This window comes from Nitrospina gracilis Nb-211 (genome assembly GCF_021845525.1).
In the GTDB taxonomy this organism is placed as follows: Bacteria; Nitrospinota; Nitrospinia; order Nitrospinales; family Nitrospinaceae; genus Nitrospina; species Nitrospina gracilis_A.
In genome coordinates this window covers 1894069-1918062 of the sequence record NZ_JAKJKD010000001.1, presented here as the reverse complement: position 1 = coordinate 1918062, position 23994 = coordinate 1894069, and the positions used below count along the sequence as shown (strand labels likewise).

The following is a 23994-nucleotide window of genomic DNA, read 5'->3' as shown; positions in this document are numbered from 1 at the left end:
CAATTCATTTCAAGGCACGGCAGGTTTCGAAAAACAGGCGCAGGGCCTCTCCCATGCAATTGCGCAAAAACTGAAGCCGTACCGGATCGACCGTTAACTTTTTCTCATCGAACCACGGTTTTTTCAAATACAGCTTGCGGTTCATCTCGATTTGAATCCACGGAATCGGTTTGTTGCCGTAAGTGCGGGTGATGTGGCCTCCGGCGAAAGGCTGATTCAATGCCACTTCCTTTCCCGGCAAATCGAACACCTGCATCAGGCTTTTGGCCAGCGTGTTTGCGATGGCGTCCGGGCAGGTCTCGCCGAACCGGGTGCCGAGGCTGAAGGTGGGGCGTGGTTTTCCTGCGTCGGGGGAGATGGGCGGCGCGAACTCCGACATGGTGTGGCAGTCGAACGCGATGCGCAGATCCGTGCGCGTTTTCAACGTGGCTTTGATGAATGCATGAAACGGCCGATGAAATTTGGCAATCAGTTTTTCGGCCAGCGCGTGATCCAGAGGCTGTGCGGGATCGTACACGGGAACGTTGAAACAGGTGTGGGTTTTGACCACGCCGTCGGGGTTTGCCGGAGGACGGTCGCTCTCATCGCGGTTGAGATCAACCACCGGGCGCGCGATGTCGGTGTCTTTCCACGCACTCACCCGCTCGGAAAGCGCATAGATGTCGCGGGTGCAGGGATCGATGTCGTCGAACAGGTCTCTGGGCGAGAGAATGAAACGGCCCGCAAGGAAATCGGGGACACGCGTGCCGCCGTGAGGTACGGTGATCAGGCAGGGCAGGGTGTCCATGGGATCAATCAATGCCTCCGGCGGTGCCGTCCCGGCGGATCTCGGCAACGCCCTGAAAGCCCTCGTGGAGCTGGGTTTTCACCACCGCGTGCACGGCCCCCAGGTAGAAAGCGTAAGGGTCCTTCGCGGACATTTTGTATCCCGCCTGTTTCAGATACCTGATGACTTTCTTGGGGAAGCGTTCTTTTTCGTAACTCAACACGCCGCCCAAAGTGCAGTGCATGCGTGGGCGAATCATCGCCTGGTCGATGGGCATGTTGCCGTCGATGATGTTGGTCAGGAACTGGCTCATGGTGGAAAAGATACGGTCACTGCCCGGACTGCCCGCCACCATCCACGGTTGTTTTTTGTAGAAAACGATCACCGGCGCAATACTGCTCCACGGCACGGCTCCCGGCCGCAGGTAATAGGGATGGCTGGGGTCGTGGGTTTCCATCGCACTCATGTAATTATTGTAAAGAAAACCGAGACCCTTCGCCGCCGAGTGGCAACCATACACGCGTTCGATCGACTGCGTGATGCCCACGGCGTTGCCGTCCGCGTCCATCGCCGAAAGGTGCGTCGTGTCCTGACCGGTCTCGTACGGCTCGACCAAAGGCAGGCTGGGGTCAATGACATTGCGGATGGTCGAAGACAAATAATGCGCGTAATCCTTGCTGAGGATGCGTTTGTCGTCGGGCAGTTGCGGATAGATGTTCGGGTCGTACGGTCGCTCCTTATGGTTCATCAGCGCCTTGCGGAAGGTTTCCGCGATGAAGTGAAACGACTCCGGCGAACGGTCACGCAGAAACTTGGACGGCAGGTTGTTGAGCATCTGCAACGTCAACAGCAGGGTGCGCCCGGAGGTCGGCGGCGGACAAGTGAAGATCTGCGTTTTGCGGTAGCGGCGTTTCAGGGGCTTGCGTTCTACCGGCCAGGGAATGTAAGCCAGGTCCTCCTTGCGCAGAAAGCCGTCGAAGGCGCGCATGTCGGCATCGATCTGTTCTGCGATCTCGCCCTGGTAAAACGATTTGGGTCCGTAGTACGCGAGGTGTTCCAGCAGGTTCGCCAGGCCATTCTGCACAAACAGTTCGCCCGGCAGGTAGGGCGTGTTGCCGTTTTTCAGAAAATACTTCGCGCCCCATTCGCAGATGGGTTTCTGAAAGGTTTCCAGCTCCCGTTGCTGGAGCTGACTTTGCAGAGGCGTGATGCGGTACCCTTCGCGCGCAATGCGGATGGCCGGTGCGCACACCTGCCGCCAGCTCAGGCGGCCGTAGTAGAAATTGAGATAACCGAGGAAGGCGACGGTGCTGGGAACGGTGGTGGCGCGGTGACCGACCAGCAGGTTGTCGTCTTTGTAATGATCGAGGTGAGCGAGCGACGGCGCGCGGCTGGAGCCGTCCACGTAAAGGACTTTGCCATCGAGATACAGGATGCCGGAGGATTGACCGCCGATGCCGCTTCCCTGCGGTTCGCACACGCCGAGGGCGAGGGCGGAGGCCACCGCCGCGTCCACCGCGTTGCCGCCTGCGCCCAGCATGTCCACTCCGGCCTGCGTCGCTTCCGGAAACGCCGTCGACACCATGCCCTTCCTCGCGATGGCGCTTTTTCCGTCTTCCCGGACCTCAAGTCGTGTTTCGATGCGGTCGAGTTTCATTCCTTGAAGTCGTTTGCGGCGAGGTAGATCAGATAGGCCAGTAGGACCGAACGGTCGAGCAGACTGTCACGGACGACGTATTCGTTGCGCGTGCCCATGCCTCCGGAAATGGGGCCCATGTTGCCCAGCACCGGTTTGTCCGGCGAAACATGACAAAGAGAAGTTGAAGTGGTGCCGTGTTCTTTCTGCAATCGAATTTCCAGGTTTTTGGCGATCTTGCTGACCCGGTCATAAAAATTGCAAGTGGCCTCCGACTCCATCAGGGGCAGGCGCAGAAGAGTGCGGGAGATATTGACCTTGATGGGACTGGTGGCGCTGACTTCGAAGGTTTTGTAAATCTGGTCCTTGAGCTGTTGACTGAGATCGGGCGAGCGGAACCGGATGCGGAAGTTCAGATTGGCAAAATCCGGCGTCGCTTCGTCGAGTCCCTGGGTGTTGATCGAGGTGATGGCGACGGATACTTCCTCGTCCTTCGTTGACATCTTGCGCAGGCCGCTGATTTTCTGTGTGAGAAACGAAACCAGGTCGGTCTGGTCCGACTTTATTTTAGACAGCTTGCCCGGGGCGTACTTGATCTCGACGTTGTACTTCATGACGCCGGAGAACGATGTGGTGGCCTGGCCCGAAAGACCCGCGCCCTGCAACCCGATCACGTATTTCGATTTATTGGACAGGTCCTCAATCAGGTTTTTGGAGGTGCGTCCGCCGGCGGTTTCATCCGAAATCAGCAGGATGCCGCACTTCACTTTTTTAAGCGACCGCGTGTAGCGCAACGCTTGCAGGGCGCCGAGCAGAATGGCCAGCCCGCCTTTGCCATAATAGACGCCCGAACCGTAAAGCTTGCCGCGTTCCTCCTGGTAGGCGACGTAGTCCTGGTTGGGAATCGGGTTGTCCAGTTGGCCGATCAACAGAATATCGTTTTCATCGCTGGTGTGGTTGGTGAAGTAGAGAACGTTTCCGAACTCCGCCTTGGTGTGCACTTCGCGCTGGAATCCCATCCGCCCAAGGTGGTTGGACACCCATTTGCCGAGGGAATTGACCCCGTCCAGGTTGCGCGCGTAGGAGTTGATCTCCACCATGTGGGCGAGGAAGTCTTCCATGGTGCTGACGTTGCCGCGCAGGTAACTGCGCAGACGCACGGGGAGGGATGTGGTCTGGCTTTTCAGAAAGCTTTTGAAAAACGGTTCCGTCTCCGGCACCTCGTTCAGGTTCTTTTCGCCGAAGTAACGTTCCACAGCGACATCGAGCATGCGGTTGATGAGGGTCTCGTACGTGTAGCCCGCCACCTTGGCGGCATGGACGTAAGACCCGGTGAGCCCGAGGCTGGCCATCGAGTTGAGTTCAAGGACATACAGGTTGCCTTTGTCGTCCATGCGGAAATCGGCGCGGCAGAAATCGAAGAGGCCGAGCGCGCGGAAAGCGGCTTTTGTGAGTTCGCCCATTTTTGCCGCCAGGGCATCGTCCACCCTGGCCGGGCAGATTTTTTCCTTCGGCCGCTTCATTTTCTCGGAATAGGTCTGAATTGCGTTGGGGTCGCCTTCGAGATCGAACTCGACGATGGGCAGGACCTCCGGGTCGCCGTTGCCCAGCAGGCCGACGGCGAACTCGCGCCCCGGAATGAACTCCTCCACCAGCACCTGCTGGCTGTATTCCTTGACCAGGGTTTTGACGGCTTCTTTCAGGCGGCCGATGTCGTGCACCACTTCGATGCCCATCGACACTGCTTCCATCTTGGGTTTGACGATGACGGGGAAGGGGATGTCTTCCGGAATCTGGTCCTCGCTGAAGAACGACCAGTAGCGCGGTGTGGGCACGCCATTGGCCTGGAACAAAACCTTGGAGGTGATTTTGTCGAGGGCGATGCCGTGCCCCGCGGGACTGGACCCGACGTAGGGAATGCCCACCATTTCCAAAAGCGCTGGAACGTGGGTGTAGCGGCTCACTCCCTGGATGCCGTAAGCCATGTTGAATACCATGCCGGGTTGCTCGCCGTGCATCACTTTGGGCATGAATTCGCTTAATTTTTCTATGAGGTGGATGTTGCCGTCGATGACGCGGACGTTGTGTCCGCCTTTTTCAAGAGAGCTCGCCACCCGCTCCACGGTTTTAGGATTGTAAATTTCGCGGTTCTGGGCACCGAAGACGTTGATGACTTCTGACTGGTTTTTGTTGTAAATGACCGCTACTTTCATTGGACGTTCCCCGAAAAAATGATATTTTGGGCGAAGAGTTCCAAATCCCCGGTTTCCGTGTTTAATGGGAAATATTGTAACGCTTTTCAGTCATTTTTGTCAGGACTGAATTTAAAAATCAATGAGGTGAACGGGTTATGGAAATTCTGCGCGAGTGGTTGAACCAAAACTCCTGGCCGGTGTGGCTGGGAGGGATGTTTTGGGCTTTGTTGACCCTGGTGATCCTGATTTTTGTGCGGGGCCGCTTACGATCCATTTTCAAAAACCGGTACCAGAGGACCAAGGCCCTGAGCGACCGTCTGGTTAAACGCCTTTCGGATAAGACCCATTGGTTTTTCCTTTTGGTGATCGCTCTCTACGTGGGCAGTCAGAAACTGCCGATACCGGAGGGCCTGGCGGAAAAATGGACGAATGTCGTGTTCCTTCTGGGTCTCGTTCTGGTGGGGGTGTGGGGCCACAACGCCATCCTGCTGTGGGCCGAGCGGGCGTACGAAAACAAGAAGGATAAGGATGCGTCTTTCGCCACCGCGCTGGGTGTGATCAAATTTATCATCCTCCTCGGGTTTTATGCGGTGCTGTTGCTGGTGGCACTGGACAACGCCGGGGTGGACATCGCCGCGCTGGTTGCGGGACTCGGCATCGGCGGCATCGCCATTGCCCTGGCGGTGCAGAAAATCCTGGGCGACCTGTTTGCCTCCCTCACCATTGTCATGGACAAGCCGTTCGTCATCGGCGACTTCATCATCGCCGGCGCGGACATGGGCACGGTCCAGCACATCGGCCTCAAGTCCACCCAGCTAAAAAGCATCAACGGCGAACGCTTGGTGATCCCCAACTCCGACCTGCTGGACAGCCGCATCCGTAATTTTCGCAAAATCCCGGAGCGCCGGCAGGTGTTTTTGATTGGCGTGACGTACGACACTCCGGCGGACAAACTGGAGCGCATTCCCGGCATGATTAAGGAGATCATCGAGTCCCAGCCGGACACGCGGGTGGACCGCATTCACTTCAAGCAGTTCGGCGCGTACTCGCTGGATTTTGAAACCGTGTACTGGCTGTTGCAGGGGGATTACGCATTCATGATGGACACTCAGCAGGCCATCAATCTTGCCTTGTGCCGAAAGTTTCAGGCGGAAGGCATTGAGTTTGCCTTTCCCACGCAGACCATTCAACTGGACCAGGGATCGAACCCCGGCCCCGGTCCGTCACCGGTTTGACAGCCCCCGGATTTCCTCGTATCATCCCGTTCTGAATTTTCCAAGAGGGGGTTCATTTTTACATGCTGTCCGCGTCCAGCCCGGTTCTCTTCAGGCGGCCCCGCATCCTGCTCCTCGTTTTTTTCCTGGCAACCGTATTTGCCGGTTGCACGAACCTGGGAGCAAACCGCATTGAGGGCGAACGATCCAATTACAATGTCGCCATCCAACGCACCAACGACCAGCAATTATTGTTGAACCTGGTGCGCCTGAAGTACCGGGACACGCCGTACTTTCTGGAAGTCAGCAGTGTGGCGGCGCAGTTCACGTTGACCACCAACGCCAGCGCCAGTGCGTCGGTGCCGGAGGGGGCGCTGTCCACCTTCGGGTTCGGTGCCGGGGCGCAGATGCAGGAAAAACCCACCATCACCTACTCACCTTTGCAGGGCGACAAGTTCATCCAGCGGGTGCTTTCGCCCATCACCATGCAGACCATCACCCTTTTGTACCATTCCGGCTGGCGGGTGGACCGCCTGCTCCGCCTGTGTCTTCAGCGCATGAATCGCATCAAAAACGCGCCCGGGGCCTCCGGTCCCACGCCCGGCCGCGCGCCGGAGTTTGAGACGTTCACGCGGATGGCGTCCATTCTTCGCACTTTCCAGAAGAACGATATGATGGAATTGCAGTACATCGAGGATAACGACGTGCCGATGATCGTCATCAAGCTGGATGAAGAGGCCCGGCAGTCGGAAGACGCGCGTCTGTTGGCGGAGCTTTTGGAGGTGAATCCGGTGGAGGGACGCTATTACCTGACCGCAGTGGACGATCCGCGTTACATCCGCGTGCAGACGCGGTCCCTGCTGGGCGTCATGTACTATCTGTCGCAGGGGGTGGAGGTGCCGCCCGAGCACATCGATGAGGGCAGGGTGACGGTGACTTATAATGAAGACGGCAGCCGCTTCGACTGGCGGAGGCTGACGGGAACCCTGCTCCGCGTGCGCAACGGGGAGGATTATGATCCGGGTTCGTTTGCGGTGGCCATCCTGCATCGTGGCACATGGTTTTATATCGACGACTCCGACCTCAATTCGAAATCGACATTCTCCCTGCTGTCGCAGATATTTTCATTGCAGGCGGGGAAGGTGCCGTCCTCGGCCCCACTGCTGACCCTGCCCATTGGGCAGTAGGGATCATTCCAGAAAATCGTCTTCGCTGTAGTTTCGATGCCAGGCTTCGTAACCGCCCATCAGGCTGTGCACGTCCTGAAATCCCTGCTGACTGAAAAACATGGCTGCCTCGATGCTGGAGATGCCGTGATAACAGCACACCACCAGAGTTTCATTCTTGTCGAACTTTTCCAGGCACTGCTCTACCGGCGTGCGGCTCAGGGGAACGGCGTTCGGCACGTGCCCGGCCTCGAAAGACGCTTCGTCGCGGATGTCGAGCACGTTGACCGGTCCTTCTTCCAACCGGTCGTGAAGTTGCTGAACGGTCATCTGTTTGATTTGTGACATGACGGTCTCCGGGTGATTTGTTTCATCATTGGGATGGTGTGCGGGCCGAAAGGTTTTTAATTTTATGGCAAAATCGGGAGCGACGCCAGAGGGGGCGGGGCAATTTGATACTGAGGGCAAATCGTTTTCTGGTAAGATTGGGACAATTTATAAACGGACTTCAACCACAACCGTGCGGCGCCACCGCCGGTCTGAAATTTTAGCTTAATCCGGAGGACTGACTGTTATGGGCAATCAGCAACACTTGGAGATGATCAAAAAGGGGGTTGAGGGCTGGAATGCCTGGCGCGATGGGAACCCTGGCGAGACGATCGATCTGTCGGAGTCGGATTTGCGTGGCGTCAACCTGGCCAAGGCCAACCTGAAAGACGCCAACCTGCAGGGCGCGAAGCTCCAGTTTGCCAATTTGAGCGGCGCCAATCTCGAAAATGCCAACCTCAACCAGGCGCGCATGCAGGAAGTGAACCTGAATGGCGCGCAGTTGCAGGGCGCTCAGGTGAAAGGATGCAACCTGATGGAGTCGTCGCTCATGCAGGCGAACATGGAAAACGCCGACTTCCAGGGATGCCAGTTCAACGAAGACGTCGAATTCCACCAGGCCAACCTGAAAGGCACCAACCTGGTCGAGGCTTCAGGTCTGAGCATCGCGCAGATCAAGGCGGCGCAGTACGATGCCAACACCCGCCTGCCGGAATACCTGAGCGACGACACCGATGATGAGGATTTTTTGAATTCCTTTTTGTGAGTCCATTCTCATAAGAGAAGGCACCAACGACTTGTTACCGAACATTCAGGAGAAGGCTATGAAAGCAAACGAAGGTGGAACGGTGTACCCGCACAATCTGCTGCGGACGGGAGGCGATGAGACGGATTTGAATTACATCTCCACCGGCATCTCTCGCAGAGACTGGCTGGCGGGGCTGGCCATGCAGGGACTGCTTGCCTCGGAAGGAATGGGCGCGGACAACGTGCGCATCGCCGAGCACGCCTACGAGATCGCCGACATCATGATTGCCAAAAGCATTGAGGACAAAAAGGAGACATGAAGGAAAACGGCTTGATCACCGCATACCTTCTCGATGGGAAAGGCGGTGGACGCCGTCTGGACTGGGCCGGGGTGCGCCTGCCGCCGGAGATCAAGCCGGGAGAATTTCTCTGGTTCCACATGGATTACAGCCAGCCGGATGTGCAACGCTGGTTGCGCGAGGAAAGCGGGCTGGAGGAAGCCATCGCCGAAACCCTGTTGCAGGAGGAGATCCGTCCGCGCGTGGCGGTAGCGCGCGATGCGTTGTTGCTCGTGGCGCGCGGCGTCAACCTGCACCCCGAATCCGATCCCGAGGACATGGTGGCCATCCGCATGTTCGTCGAGGAACGGCGGATCGTGTCCACGCAACGGCGGCCGCTATTGCCTGTGGAAGACCTGTGCCGCGCGATCGATAAAGGCGAAGGGCCGGAGACCGTCAGCGCCTTCATTGCCGACCTCAATGGCCGCCTGGTCGAACGCATCGCCGATGTGGTCGAAACCCTCGATGATCAACTGGATGCCCTGCAGAACGAAATCATGGAATTGAGCCGTTACGATATTGGCCTGCACCGGCAGATTTCCTTTCTGCGTCTCCAGTTCATCCGCCTGCGGCGTTATCTTTCGCCGCAACGGGAAGCACTGACGCGCCTCCACTCCGAACGCCTGTCCTGGCTGGACGAAATCGAACGTCTGCGCATCCGCGAAACGGCGGACCGCACCATCCATTATGTGGAAGACTTGGATACCGCGCGCGAGCGCGCCACCGTGGCGCAGGAGGAGTTGTTCAACCTGCTCTCGGAACAGTTGAACCGGAGGTCTTACATTTTGTCCCTGATCGCGGTGATCTTTCTGCCGCTGAGCTTTTTGACGGGTCTTCTGGGTATCAACGTCGGCGGGATTCCCGGCGCGGAAAGCAACCTGGCGTTTTGGATATTCACCGGGGTCCTCATCGTTCTCGGCATCCTGCAAGTGCTCTGGTTCAAATCCAAAAGATGGATGTGAAGCAGGCCGGGCCGACGCGCCTGTTGCCACGCCCTTCAACCACTCTTTACCTACCAGCCGCTAGTAAATATCCTCGCGGTCGTCCGGCTCCAGAAACTTCCACTTGATCTCCGGAAACCGCTCGCCAATGCGATCCTCGATCTGGTTGAACGCCTCGATCAGGTTCGTGACTTTCTGGATTTTTCCGGGGTGGATCTTGATGCTGAGCATCACCTCGTTGTCACCGGTCTTGAGCGCGATGAAGTTCAAAATCTGAGAGCCGGGCAGGTACTCGCGGGTGATGGTCTCCACTTCGTGACGGTAGTCCTTGGCCGGAGCCTCGCCGATGATCAGGCTCTTCACTTCCACCGACAGCACTACCGCCAGGATCACCAAAAGCACGCCAATGAGGATCGATCCCAGTGCGTCCCACATGGGGTCGTGCAGGGCCCACGACAGGCCGACACACCCCGCCGCCAGCGTCAATCCCACCAGCGCTCCCAGATCTTCCGTGAAAATAACCAGCAGGCCCGCCCGGGTGGTGCGGCGATACCAGTGCCAGATAGGCATGCCGGGATCGCGTTTCCGCACTTCCTTCAGGCACGCAAAAAAGGAAAACCCCTCCAGCAGAATACCGAAGATCAAGATGCCCAGGGCGAGACCGGGACTCGTCACCTCATGCGGATCCGCCATCTTGTGCGCACCTTCGTAGATGGCGAACAGACCGCCCATCGAGAACAGCAGAATCGCTACCACGAATGACCAGAAAAACGACTCGCGGCCGTAGCCCAGTGGATGCGATGCCGTCGGCCGCTTGCGCGAGCGCTTTTCGCCGATCAAAAGCAGGATCTGGTTGGTGCAGTCAACGATGCTGTGGATGCCTTCGGCCAATAGAGCCGCGCTGCCGGAGATGGACGCTCCAACGAACTTGGCAACGGCGATGCCGATATTGGCGCCGAGCGCAATGACGATGACTTTCGTGGAGCCGGATGCGGACATGTGGTGGTCAGGTCGAGGGGGAAACAGGTGAAATCGAACGCGGCGAACACTATACCACGATATTTGAGGATTTTAGATGCGCGATCGAAAGCGGGATATGAGAACGGCAGGAGTCCGGGAAGCCGTAACTCAATAGGTCCAGTATGTCTAAAAATGGTTATACGCCTCCTTTCAATAAAAAAATATTCGATGAGCGCTAATCAGGCTTTTTACAATGCAGAAAAATTAGTGGCAAAAAGTGCCATTTTTAAATAGTTGAATTTATTAGTAGAAGAATTCGGCCTCGTGAAAAGTTTACTTTACCGAAATTGACAATTGGGTCGACAAGCCTTCATCTAGGGTTACAGGCAAAATTAATGTTGGTATAGGGAATGAAGGAGAGGGAGGGGACTTTTCCGGATACCATGCCCAAATGGGCATGGTGCCCGGGGATTTTGGGTGATGAGAAAAATATCGAATGTGGCAAAGCGGTTTCTGACAAAGCTCGGGTTTCAGATCATGGTCCGATGCGTTGAGTCTCCTGTTGATTGTCGGCGAGCTCTTTCCAAAATCCAGATTTGGTAAGCGTTCTTAGCTTTTCGCTCTTTCAAAATGAATTCCAAATTTCAAATCGGTATTGATGCCATTAACCAGGGAGGGAAATCATGGCGGACCGAAGTCGATTTTGCGGAAGATTTTTTTTGTCAGGGAATCTGGGGCAGAGTTTGCATCCTTTTCGGGTAGAAGCCGAAAAAGGAGAGGAGAAGGATCGTTTTACGGGCAATTTGTATTCTGACTGGTTTGCCGAAAGACGGTACCTCCCGGTTTTTGAAACGCTGGAGCCGCGGCTTCTGCTTTCCGCCGATTTTTTACCGGTCGTTCCGGATTTGGTTTCGGATACGTTTAATGAAGTAGTGCCTCCTCCCCAGGAAAGCCACCGCCCATCGGAAAATTTCCCGCCGGTTAGTGAGGATAACTTCGACGACATCATTCCTCAAAATACGGGAATGATAAAAGAATCGTCGCCCGTACCTCCGGCTCCTCCTGAGATCATCGAGTTGCCTGAGGTGGTGGATGTGACGGTTCCCGAGGTGGTTCCCGACACGGTACCGGTGGTGACGGGCGTGGTGTTGCCGAGTGTGCCGCCTGCGGTCGAGCCTCCCGTACCTCCGGCTCCTCCTGAGATCATCGAGTTGCCTGAGGTGGTGGATGTGACGGTTCCCGAGGTGGTTCCCGACACGGTACCGGTGGTGACGGGCGTGGTGTTGCCGAGTGTGCCGCCTGCGGTCGAGCCTCCCGTACCTCCGGCTCCTCCTGAGATCATCGAGTTGCCTGAGGTGGTGGATGTGACGGTTCCCGAGGTGGTTCCCGACACGGTACCGGTGGTGACGGGCGTGGTGTTGCCGAGTGTGCCGCCTGCGGTCGAGCCTCCCGTACCTCCGGCTCCTCCTGAGATCATCGAGTTGCCTGAGGTGGTGGATGTGACGGTTCCCGAGGTGGTTCCCGACACGGTACCGGTGGTGACGGGCGTGGTGTTGCCGAGTGTGCCGCCTGCGGTCGAGCCTCCCGTACCTCCGGCTCCTCCTGAGATCATCGAGTTGCCTGAGGTGGTGGACGTGACGGTTCCCGAGGTGGTTCCCGACACGGTGCCGGTGGTGACGGGCGAAGTGACTCCCGGCAGGCCGGCCTCTGCCGAGGCACGGGTGCCTGTGGAACCTCCCGGGCTTGCCAATAAAGCGGATCATCCTACCCCCGAAGGTGTGCCCGGCCTGTTGCTTGCCTCGCTCATGAACAATGGGGTGGACGGGACGGGTCCGTTTTTTGTACTGAACCTGGGAGAGGAATGGAATCCGGGATTGGGTGAGAAACCGGATTTCAGTGAAGATTTGCCCCCCGGCTTGATGGTGGCGGCCACTCATCATGATTTCACGGAGCGACCTCCTTTTGAATTGCCGGAACAGGCTAACGATCGTGCTCCCGGACCGCGCATGAATTTGGAGGCTCCCGCGTTCACTGTGTCGGGTCTTTTGGTTGCAGAGAATTCGGGACACGCAAACCTGCCGGAAGGTGTGATGCCTGCGTCCAGATTTGTGGAAATGCTCAGCAACGGATTTTTCGATCTCAAGGGTGAAGGTCATCCGTTGGCCGGTCTGACCATTTCAGACATGCCGCCCGCGGTTCAGGCTCCAGATTTTGACGAGCGCTTCCCGAACCTTTTTCTGGCAGATGAGGAAGGCGCCATTGGACTTCGCCCGGATGGGTTCAGTGGAGTACCGACCGGAATCAGGTTGATCGAAGGCTACGCGGCGAACCTGGACTTCAGGGCTGTGGCCCCCGGAGACTTCCTGTCGATGACAGGTGAGTGGTTGACGTCGTTGCTCGAAGGCTATTTGGAAGGAATGAACCTGGGTGGGGGGCAGGAGGAACCTGTTTCCGATTTTGGAAAGATGGCCATGCTGACCAAGATGACCGCATTTTTGGGCGTCACCAACATGTTCAGGGCAAACAACTGGAGTCACCTGATAAATGCGGGATTTTTGATCGATCCTCACCTGGAAGCTTCCAAGATGCATGGGTATGTGGACAATCGTGAAATCTCCGGTCGGGGAAAAGAAGTGGTCCGGAAAAAGACTGTGGAAACGGATGCCGAGATCATGGTCTTTGATGAAGAATCGGGATCATTCATTCCCAAACCGGGGAATGACGCAGAGGAATTGCAGGAGGAATGGCTACAGGAGTATTACGAGAATTTTGACCGGCAGGACCTGTACCGAATCTGGAATGTGGGTGCCGAGTAAACGCACCAAACCGGAGTTGAGCTTCTCTTATTGAGGGGAGGGGTGGCAGGCAGGGGTTTTACTTGTTGCCTTCTGTAAATGCAGGAGCAGGGAAAAAGGTTACGGGATATCTCCCGTAACCTTTTTTATTTAAAACTGGTCGGGGCGAGAGGATTTGAACCTCCGACCCCCTCAACCCCATTGAGGTGCGCTAGCCAGGCTGCGCTACGCCCCGACCCTTTTGATTGTGTGTGCGGTGTCCGGCCCCGCCTGTCCCGCGGGGCGGTTCGAATCCCCCTTGTTCCGGCAAATGCGCGCGTTGCGAGCACGTCTCCGGCGGGCCGCACTGTGGTTTCAAAATAGTGGATGTCCCCCGATAAGTCAACACATTATCCCCCAGCCATTTAACCGTGCCGGAACTCCACCTGCAATTTTACTTGAAGCCGCCGGGTTCTGTGGTAGAATCCCCCAAACTTCGCAATTTCAATGGGCTTGGGGCTTCCCTGGCTTTTTAAAATGACAAGAGGTGGGCATGAAAGTTCTCAAGGTTCGAGACCAGGCGGCCTTCAAGGCTGAGAAGATGAACAAGGTCAGTCTGTTCGATACGGATCGGTTTTTCTGTGACGTCTATTGCCTGGAGCCGGGCCAGAAGCAAAAAGTTCATGCGCACGAGGGCTCGGACAAGATATACTATGTTCTCGAAGGCAAGGGCCGGGTGACCGTCGGCACGGAAGAGAAGGAGATGTTGGCGGATGAGATCACCCTCGCCCCCTCGGGAGAAGAACACGGGGTCGTCAACCACACCGACCGGCGGCTGGTCATGCTGGTCTTCATGGCTCCCAAACCGCAATAACGCGCCCGGCTTTGCGGCCCGCGGTACGGAATGTTTTAAAACATGATCTACCTGGTTTTTCCATCGTCGTGGCATCCTTCCCAACCCTATCTGAGCCTGCCTGCGCTCAAGGGCTTTCTGCACCACAACGGCATCGATGACGTCGTCCAGCGCGACCTCGCCATCGAACTGCTTGACCACCTGTGTACGTGGGAAAAAACCAAACCGCTCTACGACCGCATCCTGAAACAGGCGCGCGAGCTGGGGGCCAAGCCCTACCACACTGATTTCGAACGCGAAAAATACGAGAAGCTGATGGAAGCGCAGGAGATCATCCCGGCGCTCTGCGACCAGATCGATGCGGCGAAGGCGTCCTTGCGCTGTGAGGAGTTCTACGAGATCGACCGCTACATGGAGTCGCTCAAGATCATCGACGTGTGGCTGGACAATATTCTTGCGCCATACTACCCGTCGCAGTTGACGGTCATCGGCAGTCAGCTCCGTTATTCGCCGTATTCTACCCAAGAGATCCTGCAATCGTTTCAGGACCCGAACGAAAACTTTTTCCTCGATCTCTACCGCGAGCATTACCTGCCCGGCATCATAAAAGAAGATATCGATATCTTCGGCATCTCCATCACCTCCGTCGAGCAGGTGATTTCAGGTCTCACGCTGGCGTACCTGGTGAAGCAGGCGCGGCCGGAAATCCACATCACCGTCGGCGGCAGTATCTTCACCAAACTGGTGGACGTGCTGGAGAAAGGCTCGCCGCTGTTCGACTTTGTGGACAGCTTCATCGTGCACGAAGGCGAAACGCCTCTATTGAAACTGGTTCAGCAACTGCGCGGGGAAGGGGATCTGACCAAAGTGCCCAACCTCGTTTACAGGGATAAGGCAGGGGTCGTGCAGGTCAACCGGCCCTTCGGCAAGGAGGAGTTGAACGCGTTGCCGACGCCGGATTTCGACGGTATGCCGTTCGACCTGTATCTTTCGCCGGAGCGGGTTCTGCCGGTGATGGGGTCGCGCGGCTGTTACTGGGAACGGTGCGCATTCTGTTCGATCCCGTTCGACCACATCGATTTCCACGTGCGCTACGCGGAGACGGTGGTGCAGGACTTCAAGAACCTGAAAGAGAAATACAACTGCCGCTACTTCTTCTTCACCGACGAAGCATTGCCGATCAATTTCCTGCGCACCTTCGCGCAGAAGCTGGTGGAAGAGGAAGTGGATGTGCAGTGGACCGGTGAATTGAAGTTTGAAAAGAGTTTATTGCGCGACAACCGGCTCGAACTTCTTTATAAGTCCGGTTGCCGCAAGCTGATTTTCGGCATGGAGTCGTACAATCAGCGTGTGCTGGATTTCATGCAGAAGGGTTGCCCGAAGGAAGTCATCGACCAGACGGTGGAGGAGTGCATTCGCATCGGTATGGGCATGCACTTCTACATCCTTGTCGGGTTCCCCACAGAAACGCGCGAAGAGGTGATGGATTCGATCAACTTCGTCATGGACAACCGGCGCATTCTGGAATCGCCGGGTTTCTCCTGCATCGCGTCGCAGTTCGATCTGGAAAAAGGCACGCCCATCGCCAAGGACCCGGAAGCGTTCAAGGTGTACGGTCTGTCCAACCCGCCGCACCACGATCTCGCCCTCGGTTTCAACCACAAGGTGCGCGAGGGGTTGACGCCAGAGCAGGCGACGGAACTGTACCAGGAGATCGTGCAGAAGATCAGCCGCGAGGTGATGACTTTCCCCCACAACTACTCGCTGGCCGACGGCTTGTTATATCTCGGCTACCACGACAAGGAAATCATTCAGGAACGGCTGGCGTCGCTGGTCGTCTGATTTCCCACTCCCTCAAAACAACGCCAGAATCCCGAACGGCAACCCGAAGAGCAACAGCATCACGATGGCATTCGCCACCTGCAGGATCATGATGTTGTCATGAATCGTGGACAGCAGAAACTCCACCCCCACGCGGCGCACTGCGCTTTCGATATCGGCGCGCGTCACCTCCTCGCCGGGCTTCTTCTTGATTTCTTCCATCACATCGTCGAGGAAGAAAAACTTCAGCGCTTTTAAAATGATGCGAAAGATGAGTCCCTTGATGTAACTGATGGGACCGCCCTTGAGCTTGAGGTCCTCCAGAAACTTGTGGCCGATCTGATCGAACTTTTCGCCCAGCTCCTGCTTTGAGATGTTCTTGCTGAGGTTGGGGTAATGGGAAAACACGCCCTTGACCAGGATATCCAAAAGGTCGTGCAGGCCGTTGACGGCTTCCTTCAGTTTTTTGCCGACGGTGGCCAACGCGCTGGCCACCAGTCCGTGGAACATGCCAAGCGGCAACAGCCAGACCAGGGCCAGGATCAGGATCAGCCACTGGACCGCCATGTTCCAACCGGTTGGATCGAGGAACCACGTGTCCAATCCCCATCCGGAAAGAGCGGCAAGTGTCAAGCCAGCCGTCGAAAACAGAAACAGGCTTTTGAAGGTGCCGACCAAAAGGTCGCTGAAAAAATTTCGCCAGTAGGCAACGAGTTGTGGTCTATCCATAATACGGTTGAGGTTACATGCGGGTGGGTGAGGGTTGCGGCGTTGTTTTGGCTTGCGGACGCACGCGCGTTTCGGTTTGGGTCGGCTCCGGCGGCTCGCCCTGGCGGATGCTGGAGCTGAGGTTCATCAGAGCGGGAATGAGGAACAGCGTGAACAGCGCGCTGAAGAACAGTCCCGACAGAATGACCACGCCGATGCCTCTATAAATCTCACTGCCTGCGCCGGGAAACACGACAAGCGGCAGGAGACCGAAGATGCTGGTGAAGGTGCTCATGAAGATCGGCCGGATGCGGTTGCTCACGCTTTCCAGAATGGCGTCGCGGTAGTGCATGCCGTCTTCGCGGATGTGCAACAGCGCCTGGTAAATGATCAGGATCGCGTTGTTCACCACGACACCGATGAGGATGATGAAGCCCAGCATGGTGAGCACGTCCAGCGGTTGCAGGATGAACTTGTTGAGTGCCCACAAGCCGAACACCCCGCCGACCGCGGCCATCGGCACGCTGAGCATGATGATGAGAGGAAATCCCCAGTGCTGGAACAGCACCGCCAGCAAGAGGTACGTGATGACCAGGGCGAGAAGGAAGTTGCCGCCCATCGCCTCACGCGTTTTCTCCAGCTTGTCGGCGTTGCCGGTGAGGGTGATGGCGTAACCACCCGTCAGGATTCCCTGATCTTTGAGAGGCTGAATGATTTTTTCCTTCACCATGGCGATGGCATCTTCAAGCGCGATGGTCATGGGCGGGGTGATTTCGAGCGTCACCGCGCGTTGGCGTTCGAAGTGTCGGATCGTTTCCGTACTCACGGTCTCCACCATGTCGGTGATGCTGTTCAAAGGCACCGCCTGCCCACGCGGAGTGCGGATGATGAGATTCGGGATGTCCTGTGTTTTGCGCGCTTCCAGATCGCGGCTCATGAGGATGAGGTCGATGCCGTCGCGCGGCAGGTAAGGCGCGGACACCTTGTCGGCGTCGAGGTACACCTCGTCCGCAAACACGCCGTCCACCAGAGCCGCGACGGAGTAACCGAGTTCGGAGACATCGACGCCCATCTCCGCCGCTTGCTTCCACCGGGGTCGAATCTGGATTTGCGGCTGACCCAGCTCGATGCCGGGATTGGGACGAATCTGCGCGTCGGACATGATCTCCTGCACCTTGAAGAACGACTCGCGCGCAATTTCCGTGATGCGCACGAGGTCCGGTCCCATGATGTTCATCTCGATGCCGCGCGACCCGGTGAAGGCGCTGGAGAACAGCGACAATTGTTTCGAGACGGCGATCATCCCCGGCACCTTTTTCAATTCATTGCGCAGTACGGGGATGAGGTCCTTGGCGCGTTCCGGATCTTTGGCTTTAACGACGGTGAACAGGCGCCCGCGGCTTCCGATGAACAGGAAGTTGCGCACCGCCGGACCGTCAAGCTTCGCTTCCTCCGGGCTTCCCGGTTCCACCTGCCAGTAGGGCGCGTAGTTTTTTTCCATCTCGTTGCCGATGCGCGTCATTTCCTGAATGTTGTATCCCTGCGGCGGAATCATCATGCCGATGATGACGTTTTGGTCGCCTTCCGGCAGATACTCGGTCTTCGGCAACATCAGCCACGCGAGATACGTGGGGACTGCCGTCAAGGCGACAATCACCACCACCTGCCTCAGTTTGGATTGGAAGATGAATCGCAGGATGCGGACCACGGTTTCATTGAATCGTGATGCTAGAGGCACGAGGCCGAACAGATTGCGGAACGAGGAAACGAATCGGCTGCTCGAGGGAGCGTGGATGTTTTCGAAGTTGAGCAGTTTGCGGCTCAATGCCGGAATGACGAGGATGCTGACGATCATAGACAGCGTGACGGCGGCGCTGATGGCGACGGCGATGTCCTGGAACAACTGTCCGACTTCCTCTTCGATGAAGAGGATGGGAATGAACACCGCGAGCGTGGTCAGCGTGCTGGCGAAGATCGCGCCCCACACTTCCCGCGCCCCGTCGTGCGCCGCGTCGAAAGTATCTTTTCCTTTTTGCCGGTGGCGGTAGATGTTTTCGAGCACGATGATCGATGCGTCCACCACCATACCGACGGCGAAGGCCATGCCCGCCAGCATGATGACGTTGATGGTCTTGCCCATAAGGGTGATGACCAGGAACGAACCGATGACGCTGATTGGGATCGCAATGGCAATGGCCAGGGTGCTGAAAAAACTGCGCAGGAATACGAGCAGAATGATGATGGCGAACGATCCGCCCACCACCAGGTTGAACATGACCATGTCGATGGAGCGGGAGATGTACTCGGTCTTGTCCGCCGTCTGGTGCAGGTGCATGCCCATCGGGTTCAGCACGTTGTCATTGAGGTCCTTCACCACCGCCTTCAGTTCCCCCATCACCTGCAGGATGTTGGACCCGATCTCCCGGCGCGCGTTGAGCGAAATCCCCGGCAGTCCATTGTGCCGCACGTAGTCGCGCAGTTCATCGTGTGCGAGTCGCACTTCGGCCACGTCCTTCACGTAAACCGGCGTGCCGTTGACGTGGGTGAGGATGGTGTTCTCGACTTCTTCTTCGGATTGAAACTCGCCCGTCGTGCGGATGATATAGCGCCGTTTGCCTTCGTCGAAATCGCCGCCACTGATGTTGCGGTTCTTTTTGCGCAACTCCTCACGCAGTTGGAAAATGGTGATGCCGCGCTCGGCCAGGGCTTCCGGGTCGAAGACCACCTGCAACTCCAGCGGGCTGCCCCCGTACACCTCACTGTCGGAGACTCCCGGTACGCGCTGGAAGCGGGTCTGGATCACATCCTCCGCGAAGTCTCGATACTCATAAACATTGATCTCTTTTTCCTTGCCGGGGAGCGGTTGCAGAACGAACCAGCCGATGGGGCGGTCGGAGATGTTGCTGGTCTTGATGATGGGCTGGTCCACATCCTCCGGGTAGGTCTCGACCTGGTCGAGTGCGTTGGCAGTGCGGACGAGGGCCATCTGCAGGTTGGTGCCGACCTGGAAGGTCAGGTACACTTCCGCCACGCCGGTCTTCGCTGTGCTTTCCATCTCAACCAGACCGACGATGGATTTGAGCTGGCTCTCCTGCTCGTCGATGATCTCGCGCTCGATCTCTTCCGGACTGGCGCCGGGCCATGTAGTGCGGATGCTCAGTTCCGGTTCGCTGATTTCAGGGATCAGTTGAACGGGGATGCGCAGGAGGGACATGATGCCGAACATGAGAATGAGGATCACCCCCACGGCAACGGTGACGCCATATCTGAGGGATTGTTCGACCAGCTTCATGGCACATCAGTTGAGATGTTTGTTGATAATGCGGACTTCGGTGTCGGGTTTCAAGCGCTCGTTGCCATCCACAACAACCCATTCTCCGGGCTCGATTCTCCCATCAACGAATTCCACGGCGATCATGCTGTCTACCAGTGTACCTGTTTTCACGGTCACCTGGTAAGCCATCATTTTCTTTTCTTCGTTTTCCCGCACCACCCAGACGTTGGCTCCTCTTGGGGTGCGGACGATCGAGTCCTTTGGCACAAACAGGCGTTTCTCAAGGTCTTTCCGGTCGGGGGTGAACCGGACCTTCACCAGCATGCCGGGCGCAAGAGAGGAATTGGTTTTGGTAACTTTGATCCGAACAGGAAACGTGCGGGAAACGGGATCGCCCTGTGGCACTTTTTCGATGACGTTTCCCGAAAACACATGAGTTTTTGTGTTCACCTCGTGGCTTTCCAGGATGATTTCAGCGGGGGAGCCCACCTGCACTTCGTTGAATTGAAATTGCGGGAGGTTGACTTCCACCTTGAGTGGACTGGCGGCGATCATGGCGACGGCCTGATCGCCTTTCTCCAGCCATTGGCCGACTTCCGTGATTTTTTGCGTGATGTAACCGTCGAATGGCGCGTAAATGGTTCCTTGCTGAATATCGTCCTCAATCAAACGAATGCGCGCGTTGGCGGCCTCGAGATTGGCCTTTTCCTGCTGAATGCGTTCGATGCGCGGTCCCGCAACCAGTTCTTCCAACACCGAGCTTTTTTCCTGCAGGAATGCCGCCGCCTGGTCGGCTCCTGCCGCGGCCTTGTCGTAGGCGTCGAGACTCAGCACACCCTCCTGGTACAGTTTTTTGATCCGCCGCAGTTCATTTTCCGCCAGCGTCAACCGGGCCTTGGCCTGTTCCACCGCATGCCGTGCGGCCTCGATGGTTTCCTGGCGGGTTCCGGTTTCCAGCTCCTGCAAAAGGGTTTCGATACGCCGCTTTTCGGCAACCGCGAGATCGCGTTCCAGAAGCAGAGGACGAATGCGAAGCTTGACCAGGGGAGCGCCTTTTTTCACGCGTTGACCTTCTTTAAACAAGATTTGTTCAACGCGGCCGTCGATCTCCGCCGAGAGCTGGGTCGTTGCCCAGGGATGCACGGTGCCGGGCAACTCGATTTTTTCCCGCGCTGACCGCTCGACGGCCTTGGCCACGCCGACGGGGACGGTGAAGGTGAATTGACTCCAGCCGGGCACAGGTAGCAGGATCAGAAAAGACAACAGGGCCACCCCCAGCCGGATGAAAACAGTTCTTCTATACGGGGCCGAATGGGAACGGACGGATGGATTTATGAATGGGTCGGTCACGAGTATCAGGAGATCGGTAGAAGTTTGAATGATCGGTGGTTAAAGTGATTGCAAGGCCATGAGCTTATCAGCATACCGCATTTGGGGGCGGGCATGCATTAAGGTTTTTAGTGCCCGCATGGAGCTTTGAAAAGGCGGAGGGCCGGATGGGAAAGGCGATCAGGCGGTGACGTTTACGGTCAGGATCACGTCTCCGCGTCGGTCATCTTGTTTCTGCCCCTTATTGCGGATACGCAGGCGGCCGCCGGGCTGGATGCCAGCCGGAATGGCGACCAGCAGACGTTCCGTGCTTTCTCCCACCTTGTACGTCAGTTCTTTTTTGGTGCCCTCACGGGCTTCTTCGGAACGGATGGTGATTTTGAAATGCAGGTTCAGGGCATTCTGTTGTGTGTCGGTCTCGGGTTTGATGAACAGGCCCTTCACTTTCTGGAACAGGCCGGGTTGGTTGGCGTCTTCTTTTCCTTCGGCCTGTGCCTGCGCTTTCCGGCGGCGATTCATGGTGTAGAGGGTGGCGCCCACCGATTGCAGGACCCAGAGCCCGGTGCCGATTTTGCCGATGGGACCGGGGATCATGCGGAGCAGGCGCGCCAGCGTACCGGCGGCACCGGTGAACAGCAGGGTCTCGAAAAAGTTGGTGCCGTGGCGGAAGCCCGATTGCTGGAAGTCGCGGTTGAGGTTGTTGAACATGTCGCGGCCGAACGCCTGCCGGAACATGTTCTCGAATATTTCCTGCTGGGTGTAATTGAATTGCTGGCCCGGCCGTCCCCCGCCCAGCCTGCGGAACAGATCGTACTCCTGCCGCTTTTTCGGGTCCATCAACACACCATAAGCTTCGGTGATGTCTTTAAACCGGTCTTCCGCCTTCGGGTCGTTGGGATTCCGATCGGGATGGGTTTCCACCGCCAGTTTACGGTAGGCTTTTTTGATCTCTTCGGGAGACGCGGTTTCGGCGACGTCCAGGATCCGGTAGTAATCTTTGGTGTGGGTTTTCATGGCTTCCGTAAAAGCCGGATCACATCCCCAACTGTTGGGGGTACACGGCCTCAGCTACTGCCGGGCCCTCCAGCCGGGTATCCCCCTTGGCGGTGGCCAGGTGGAAGGTCTCATCCTTGTGAAGCCTCTGCTTCATATTTTCAAAATGGACCAGGATGGGCTTCGACTCGATGGTGTCATCGGGGGTCTTGGGTGCGATGATGAAATCTTCCGTCGCCAGAACGTCGCGGTACTTGCGTTTCATGTTCATGGCATAGGCGACGTAACCGGGAATGGCCTCCGTTCCCAGGTACGGTTCTTTATTGATGACTTTGTAACTTTCCGGGATGTATACGTTGGCGAAATAATCCTTGCCGAGCGAATGGTGGACGGTGGTCTCCACTTTCAAAATGCTCACCGGACCTTCGACATCGGTCAGATTCATTTTGACGAAATACGTACGGTCGTGAAAATTCAGATTTTCTAGGAAGACAATGCCGTACAGGATGTTGAATTTGAATTGCAGGAAAATGCCGAGACAAATCCACCCAAAGATGGCCCAGAATTTTTTCAATTTTCCGCCCTTCGCTAAATGGTTCTATGATAAGGTTTAAAAACCGACATGGAGCAGAAAAGCCGCGAATTGGATATGCATTCTGCCTGTCCAGGTTGGCGTTTTTTGCACAATTATGAATTAAAAAAATGTCAAAAGCAACTGTCCGGGAATGCCAACGCACGACCGGATTTTTCCGACGGCATTGGGAAGAATATGGAGTTGGACCGCGGTTATCTGATTGCGCTGGAGGGCATCGACGGCACGGGGAAGACCACGCAGGGAACCCTGCTGGGGGATTACCTGGAACAGTGCGGTTTGCCTGTGGTGAGGTTGCGTGAACCAACGCAGGGACCGTGGGGTCAGAAAATCCGCAAAATTTTGACGGAAGGGAGGGGCGGCATCACCCCGGACGAGGAGTTGCAGTGGTTTTTGAATGATCGCAAAGAGGATGTGGAGCAGAACATCCGTCCTGCGCTCGATGCGAACAAGGTGGTGGTGATCGACCGCTATTATTATTCCACCGCCGCGTACCAGGGGGCGCTGGGATTCGATCCTCAAAAAATCTGCGCGGACAACGAGGCTTTTGCGCCGCGTCCGGACCGGGTTTTGATTTTTTCCGGTTCGCTTGAAACGAGTTTTGAGCGCATTGCTCAGGGCCGCGACGGTTTCAGTTCGTTTGAGAAAAAGGAATATTTGAAAAAGGTACATGCCATTTTCGATTCGTTTGAAGGACCGCATATCCGGCGCATCGACAGCGACGGCTCCGTCGATGCCGTGCACCGGCAGGTGGCGGCTGTGGCGGACGATCTGCTCGGTATCCGGAGGGCGCGATGAAGCGGTTCATTCTTGCCGTCACCGGAGCCAGTGGGGTGTGTTACGCCAGGCGGTTGTTCGATGTTCTGCAACCGAAGGCGGAACTGCATGTGGTGATCTCCGAGCGCGGCGCGGAGTTGCTCCGGCTGGAACTTGATTTGTCGCCGTCATACTTCGAAAAAGAAAACGCGACGGTTTATAAAAATTCGAAGATCAATACTTCCATTGCCAGCGGTTCGTTCAAAACCGACGGCATGGTCATCGTCCCGGCCAGCATGGGCACGGTGGGACGCATTGCCGCCGGCATCTCCGCCAGTCTGGTGGAGCGTGCCGCCGATGTGGTGTTGAAGGAAAAAGGGAAACTGATCGTGGTGCCGCGGGAAGCGCCGTTCAGCACGATTCATTTGAAAAACATGCTGGCGCTCGACCAGGCGGGAGCGTTGATCCTGCCCGCCAATCCGGGTTTTTACAACAACCCGAAATCGGTGGGCGACCTGGTTGACTTTGTCGTCGCGCGCATTCTCGATCAGTTGGGTGTCGAGCAGGACATCATGCCGCCTTATTCGGCCTGACAGGAAAGCAC

20 protein-coding genes, 1 tRNA gene and 1 pseudogene are annotated in these 23994 nt (G+C 56.7%); 11 read left to right on the top strand and 11 right to left on the bottom strand.

The window, feature by feature from the left end; genetic code table 11:
- Positions 1–4: 4 nt before the first annotated feature.
- Genes J2S31_RS09075 through J2S31_RS09065 form a run of 3 tightly spaced genes read right to left on the bottom strand, consistent with a single transcriptional unit; the run spans position 5 to position 4615 of the window.
- Entirely contained in the window at positions 5–799 is a 795-nt protein-coding gene (locus tag J2S31_RS09075) for an N-formylglutamate amidohydrolase (RefSeq protein WP_237098768.1), read from the bottom strand.
- Positions 792–2423, bottom strand: a complete 1632-nt coding sequence (locus tag J2S31_RS09070; RefSeq protein ID WP_237098767.1) for a gamma-glutamyltransferase family protein — start codon at positions 2421–2423, stop codon at positions 792–794. Before J2S31_RS09070 ends, J2S31_RS09075 begins: the two co-directional genes overlap by 8 nt.
- A complete protein-coding gene (locus J2S31_RS09065) occupies positions 2420–4615 on the bottom strand; it encodes a M20/M25/M40 family metallo-hydrolase (protein ID WP_237098766.1) in 2196 nt (731 codons plus the stop codon). The genes J2S31_RS09070 and J2S31_RS09065 overlap by 4 nt, the downstream gene beginning before the upstream one ends.
- 137 nt (positions 4616–4752) lie before the next feature.
- On the opposite strand from J2S31_RS09065, the gene J2S31_RS09060 reads away from it, so the two are divergent.
- Both J2S31_RS09060 and J2S31_RS09055 read left to right on the top strand, forming a co-directional pair.
- On the top strand, positions 4753–5832 hold the full coding sequence (locus tag J2S31_RS09060; protein ID WP_237098765.1) for a mechanosensitive ion channel family protein: 1080 nt from the start codon (positions 4753–4755) through the stop codon (positions 5830–5832).
- A gap of 62 nt (positions 5833–5894) precedes the next feature.
- Positions 5895–6998, top strand: a complete 1104-nt coding sequence (locus tag J2S31_RS09055; RefSeq protein WP_237098764.1) for a hypothetical protein — start codon at positions 5895–5897, stop codon at positions 6996–6998.
- Between the two features lie 3 nt (positions 6999–7001).
- On the opposite strand, the gene J2S31_RS09050 is transcribed toward J2S31_RS09055, so the two are convergent.
- Complete coding sequence (locus tag J2S31_RS09050; protein WP_237098763.1) at positions 7002–7325, bottom strand: rhodanese-like domain-containing protein; 324 nt, start codon at positions 7323–7325, stop codon at positions 7002–7004.
- 226 nt (positions 7326–7551) lie between these two features.
- Here J2S31_RS09050 and J2S31_RS09045 point away from each other — a divergent pair, with 226 nt between their 5' ends.
- From J2S31_RS09045 to J2S31_RS09035, 3 genes are read left to right on the top strand one after another with little or no spacing between them, the layout of a single operon-like run.
- The gene (locus tag J2S31_RS09045; protein WP_237098762.1) at positions 7552–8070 is read left to right on the top strand and encodes a pentapeptide repeat-containing protein; all 519 of its coding nucleotides are present in this window, start codon (positions 7552–7554) and stop codon (positions 8068–8070) included.
- 58 nt (positions 8071–8128) lie between these two features.
- Entirely contained in the window at positions 8129–8371 is a 243-nt protein-coding gene (locus tag J2S31_RS09040) for a hypothetical protein (protein ID WP_237098761.1), read from the top strand.
- The gene (locus J2S31_RS09035) at positions 8368–9351 is read left to right on the top strand and encodes a zinc transporter ZntB (RefSeq protein ID WP_237098760.1); all 984 of its coding nucleotides are present in this window, start codon (positions 8368–8370) and stop codon (positions 9349–9351) included. The genes J2S31_RS09040 and J2S31_RS09035 overlap by 4 nt, the downstream gene beginning before the upstream one ends.
- 60 nt (positions 9352–9411) lie before the next feature.
- Here J2S31_RS09035 and J2S31_RS09030 read toward each other — a convergent pair whose 3' ends face one another.
- A complete protein-coding gene (locus tag J2S31_RS09030) occupies positions 9412–10329 on the bottom strand; it encodes a cation diffusion facilitator family transporter (RefSeq protein ID WP_237098759.1) in 918 nt (305 codons plus the stop codon).
- Between the two features lie 644 nt (positions 10330–10973).
- Between J2S31_RS09030 and J2S31_RS14745 the strand changes: the two are divergent.
- Together J2S31_RS14745 and J2S31_RS09025 are read left to right on the top strand one after the other, a co-directional pair.
- Positions 10974–11192: pseudogene (locus J2S31_RS14745) on the top strand (LEPR-XLL domain-containing protein); the annotation flags it as partial.
- Between the two features lie 123 nt (positions 11193–11315).
- Positions 11316–13106: a hypothetical protein gene (locus tag J2S31_RS09025; RefSeq protein ID WP_237098758.1), complete on the top strand. Its 1791-nt coding sequence runs from the start codon at positions 11316–11318 to the stop codon at positions 13104–13106.
- Between the two features lie 136 nt (positions 13107–13242).
- On the opposite strand, the gene J2S31_RS09020 is transcribed toward J2S31_RS09025, so the two are convergent.
- A tRNA-Pro gene (locus J2S31_RS09020) sits at positions 13243–13320 on the bottom strand.
- A 297-nt stretch (positions 13321–13617) separates the two neighbouring features.
- On the opposite strand from J2S31_RS09020, the gene J2S31_RS09015 reads away from it, so the two are divergent.
- A complete protein-coding gene (locus J2S31_RS09015) occupies positions 13618–13938 on the top strand; it encodes a cupin domain-containing protein (RefSeq protein ID WP_237098757.1) in 321 nt (106 codons plus the stop codon).
- 42 nt (positions 13939–13980) lie between these two features.
- Positions 13981–15759, top strand: coding sequence for a B12-binding domain-containing radical SAM protein (locus tag J2S31_RS09010; RefSeq protein ID WP_237098756.1), 1779 nt, complete (start codon positions 13981–13983; stop codon positions 15757–15759).
- Between the two features lie 12 nt (positions 15760–15771).
- Here J2S31_RS09010 and J2S31_RS09005 read toward each other — a convergent pair whose 3' ends face one another.
- From J2S31_RS09005 to J2S31_RS08985, 5 genes are all read right to left on the bottom strand, one after another.
- Positions 15772–16467 carry a hypothetical protein gene (locus tag J2S31_RS09005; protein ID WP_237098755.1) on the bottom strand — a complete coding sequence of 232 codons (696 nt, stop codon included), beginning with the start codon at positions 16465–16467 and terminating at the stop codon, positions 15772–15774.
- A 13-nt stretch (positions 16468–16480) separates the two neighbouring features.
- Positions 16481–19738 (bottom strand): efflux RND transporter permease subunit, encoded by a 3258-nt coding sequence (locus J2S31_RS09000; protein WP_237098754.1) that lies wholly within the window; start codon positions 19736–19738, stop codon positions 16481–16483.
- Positions 19739–19744: 6 nt separating this feature from the next.
- Positions 19745–20983: an efflux RND transporter periplasmic adaptor subunit gene (locus J2S31_RS08995; RefSeq protein ID WP_237098753.1), complete on the bottom strand. Its 1239-nt coding sequence runs from the start codon at positions 20981–20983 to the stop codon at positions 19745–19747.
- A 246-nt stretch (positions 20984–21229) separates the two neighbouring features.
- Complete coding sequence (locus tag J2S31_RS08990; RefSeq protein WP_237098752.1) at positions 21230–22063, bottom strand: DnaJ domain-containing protein; 834 nt, start codon at positions 22061–22063, stop codon at positions 21230–21232.
- Positions 22064–22082: 19 nt separating this feature from the next.
- Positions 22083–22616 (bottom strand): hypothetical protein, encoded by a 534-nt coding sequence (locus J2S31_RS08985; protein WP_237098751.1) that lies wholly within the window; start codon positions 22614–22616, stop codon positions 22083–22085.
- Positions 22617–22811: 195 nt separating this feature from the next.
- Here J2S31_RS08985 and tmk point away from each other — a divergent pair, with 195 nt between their 5' ends.
- Positions 22812–23432, top strand: coding sequence for a dTMP kinase (tmk, locus tag J2S31_RS08980; protein WP_237098750.1), 621 nt, complete (start codon positions 22812–22814; stop codon positions 23430–23432).
- The gene (locus tag J2S31_RS08975; protein WP_237098749.1) at positions 23429–23983 is read left to right on the top strand and encodes a UbiX family flavin prenyltransferase; all 555 of its coding nucleotides are present in this window, start codon (positions 23429–23431) and stop codon (positions 23981–23983) included. Before tmk ends, J2S31_RS08975 begins: the two co-directional genes overlap by 4 nt.
- The last annotated feature ends 11 nt before the right edge of the window (positions 23984–23994 follow it).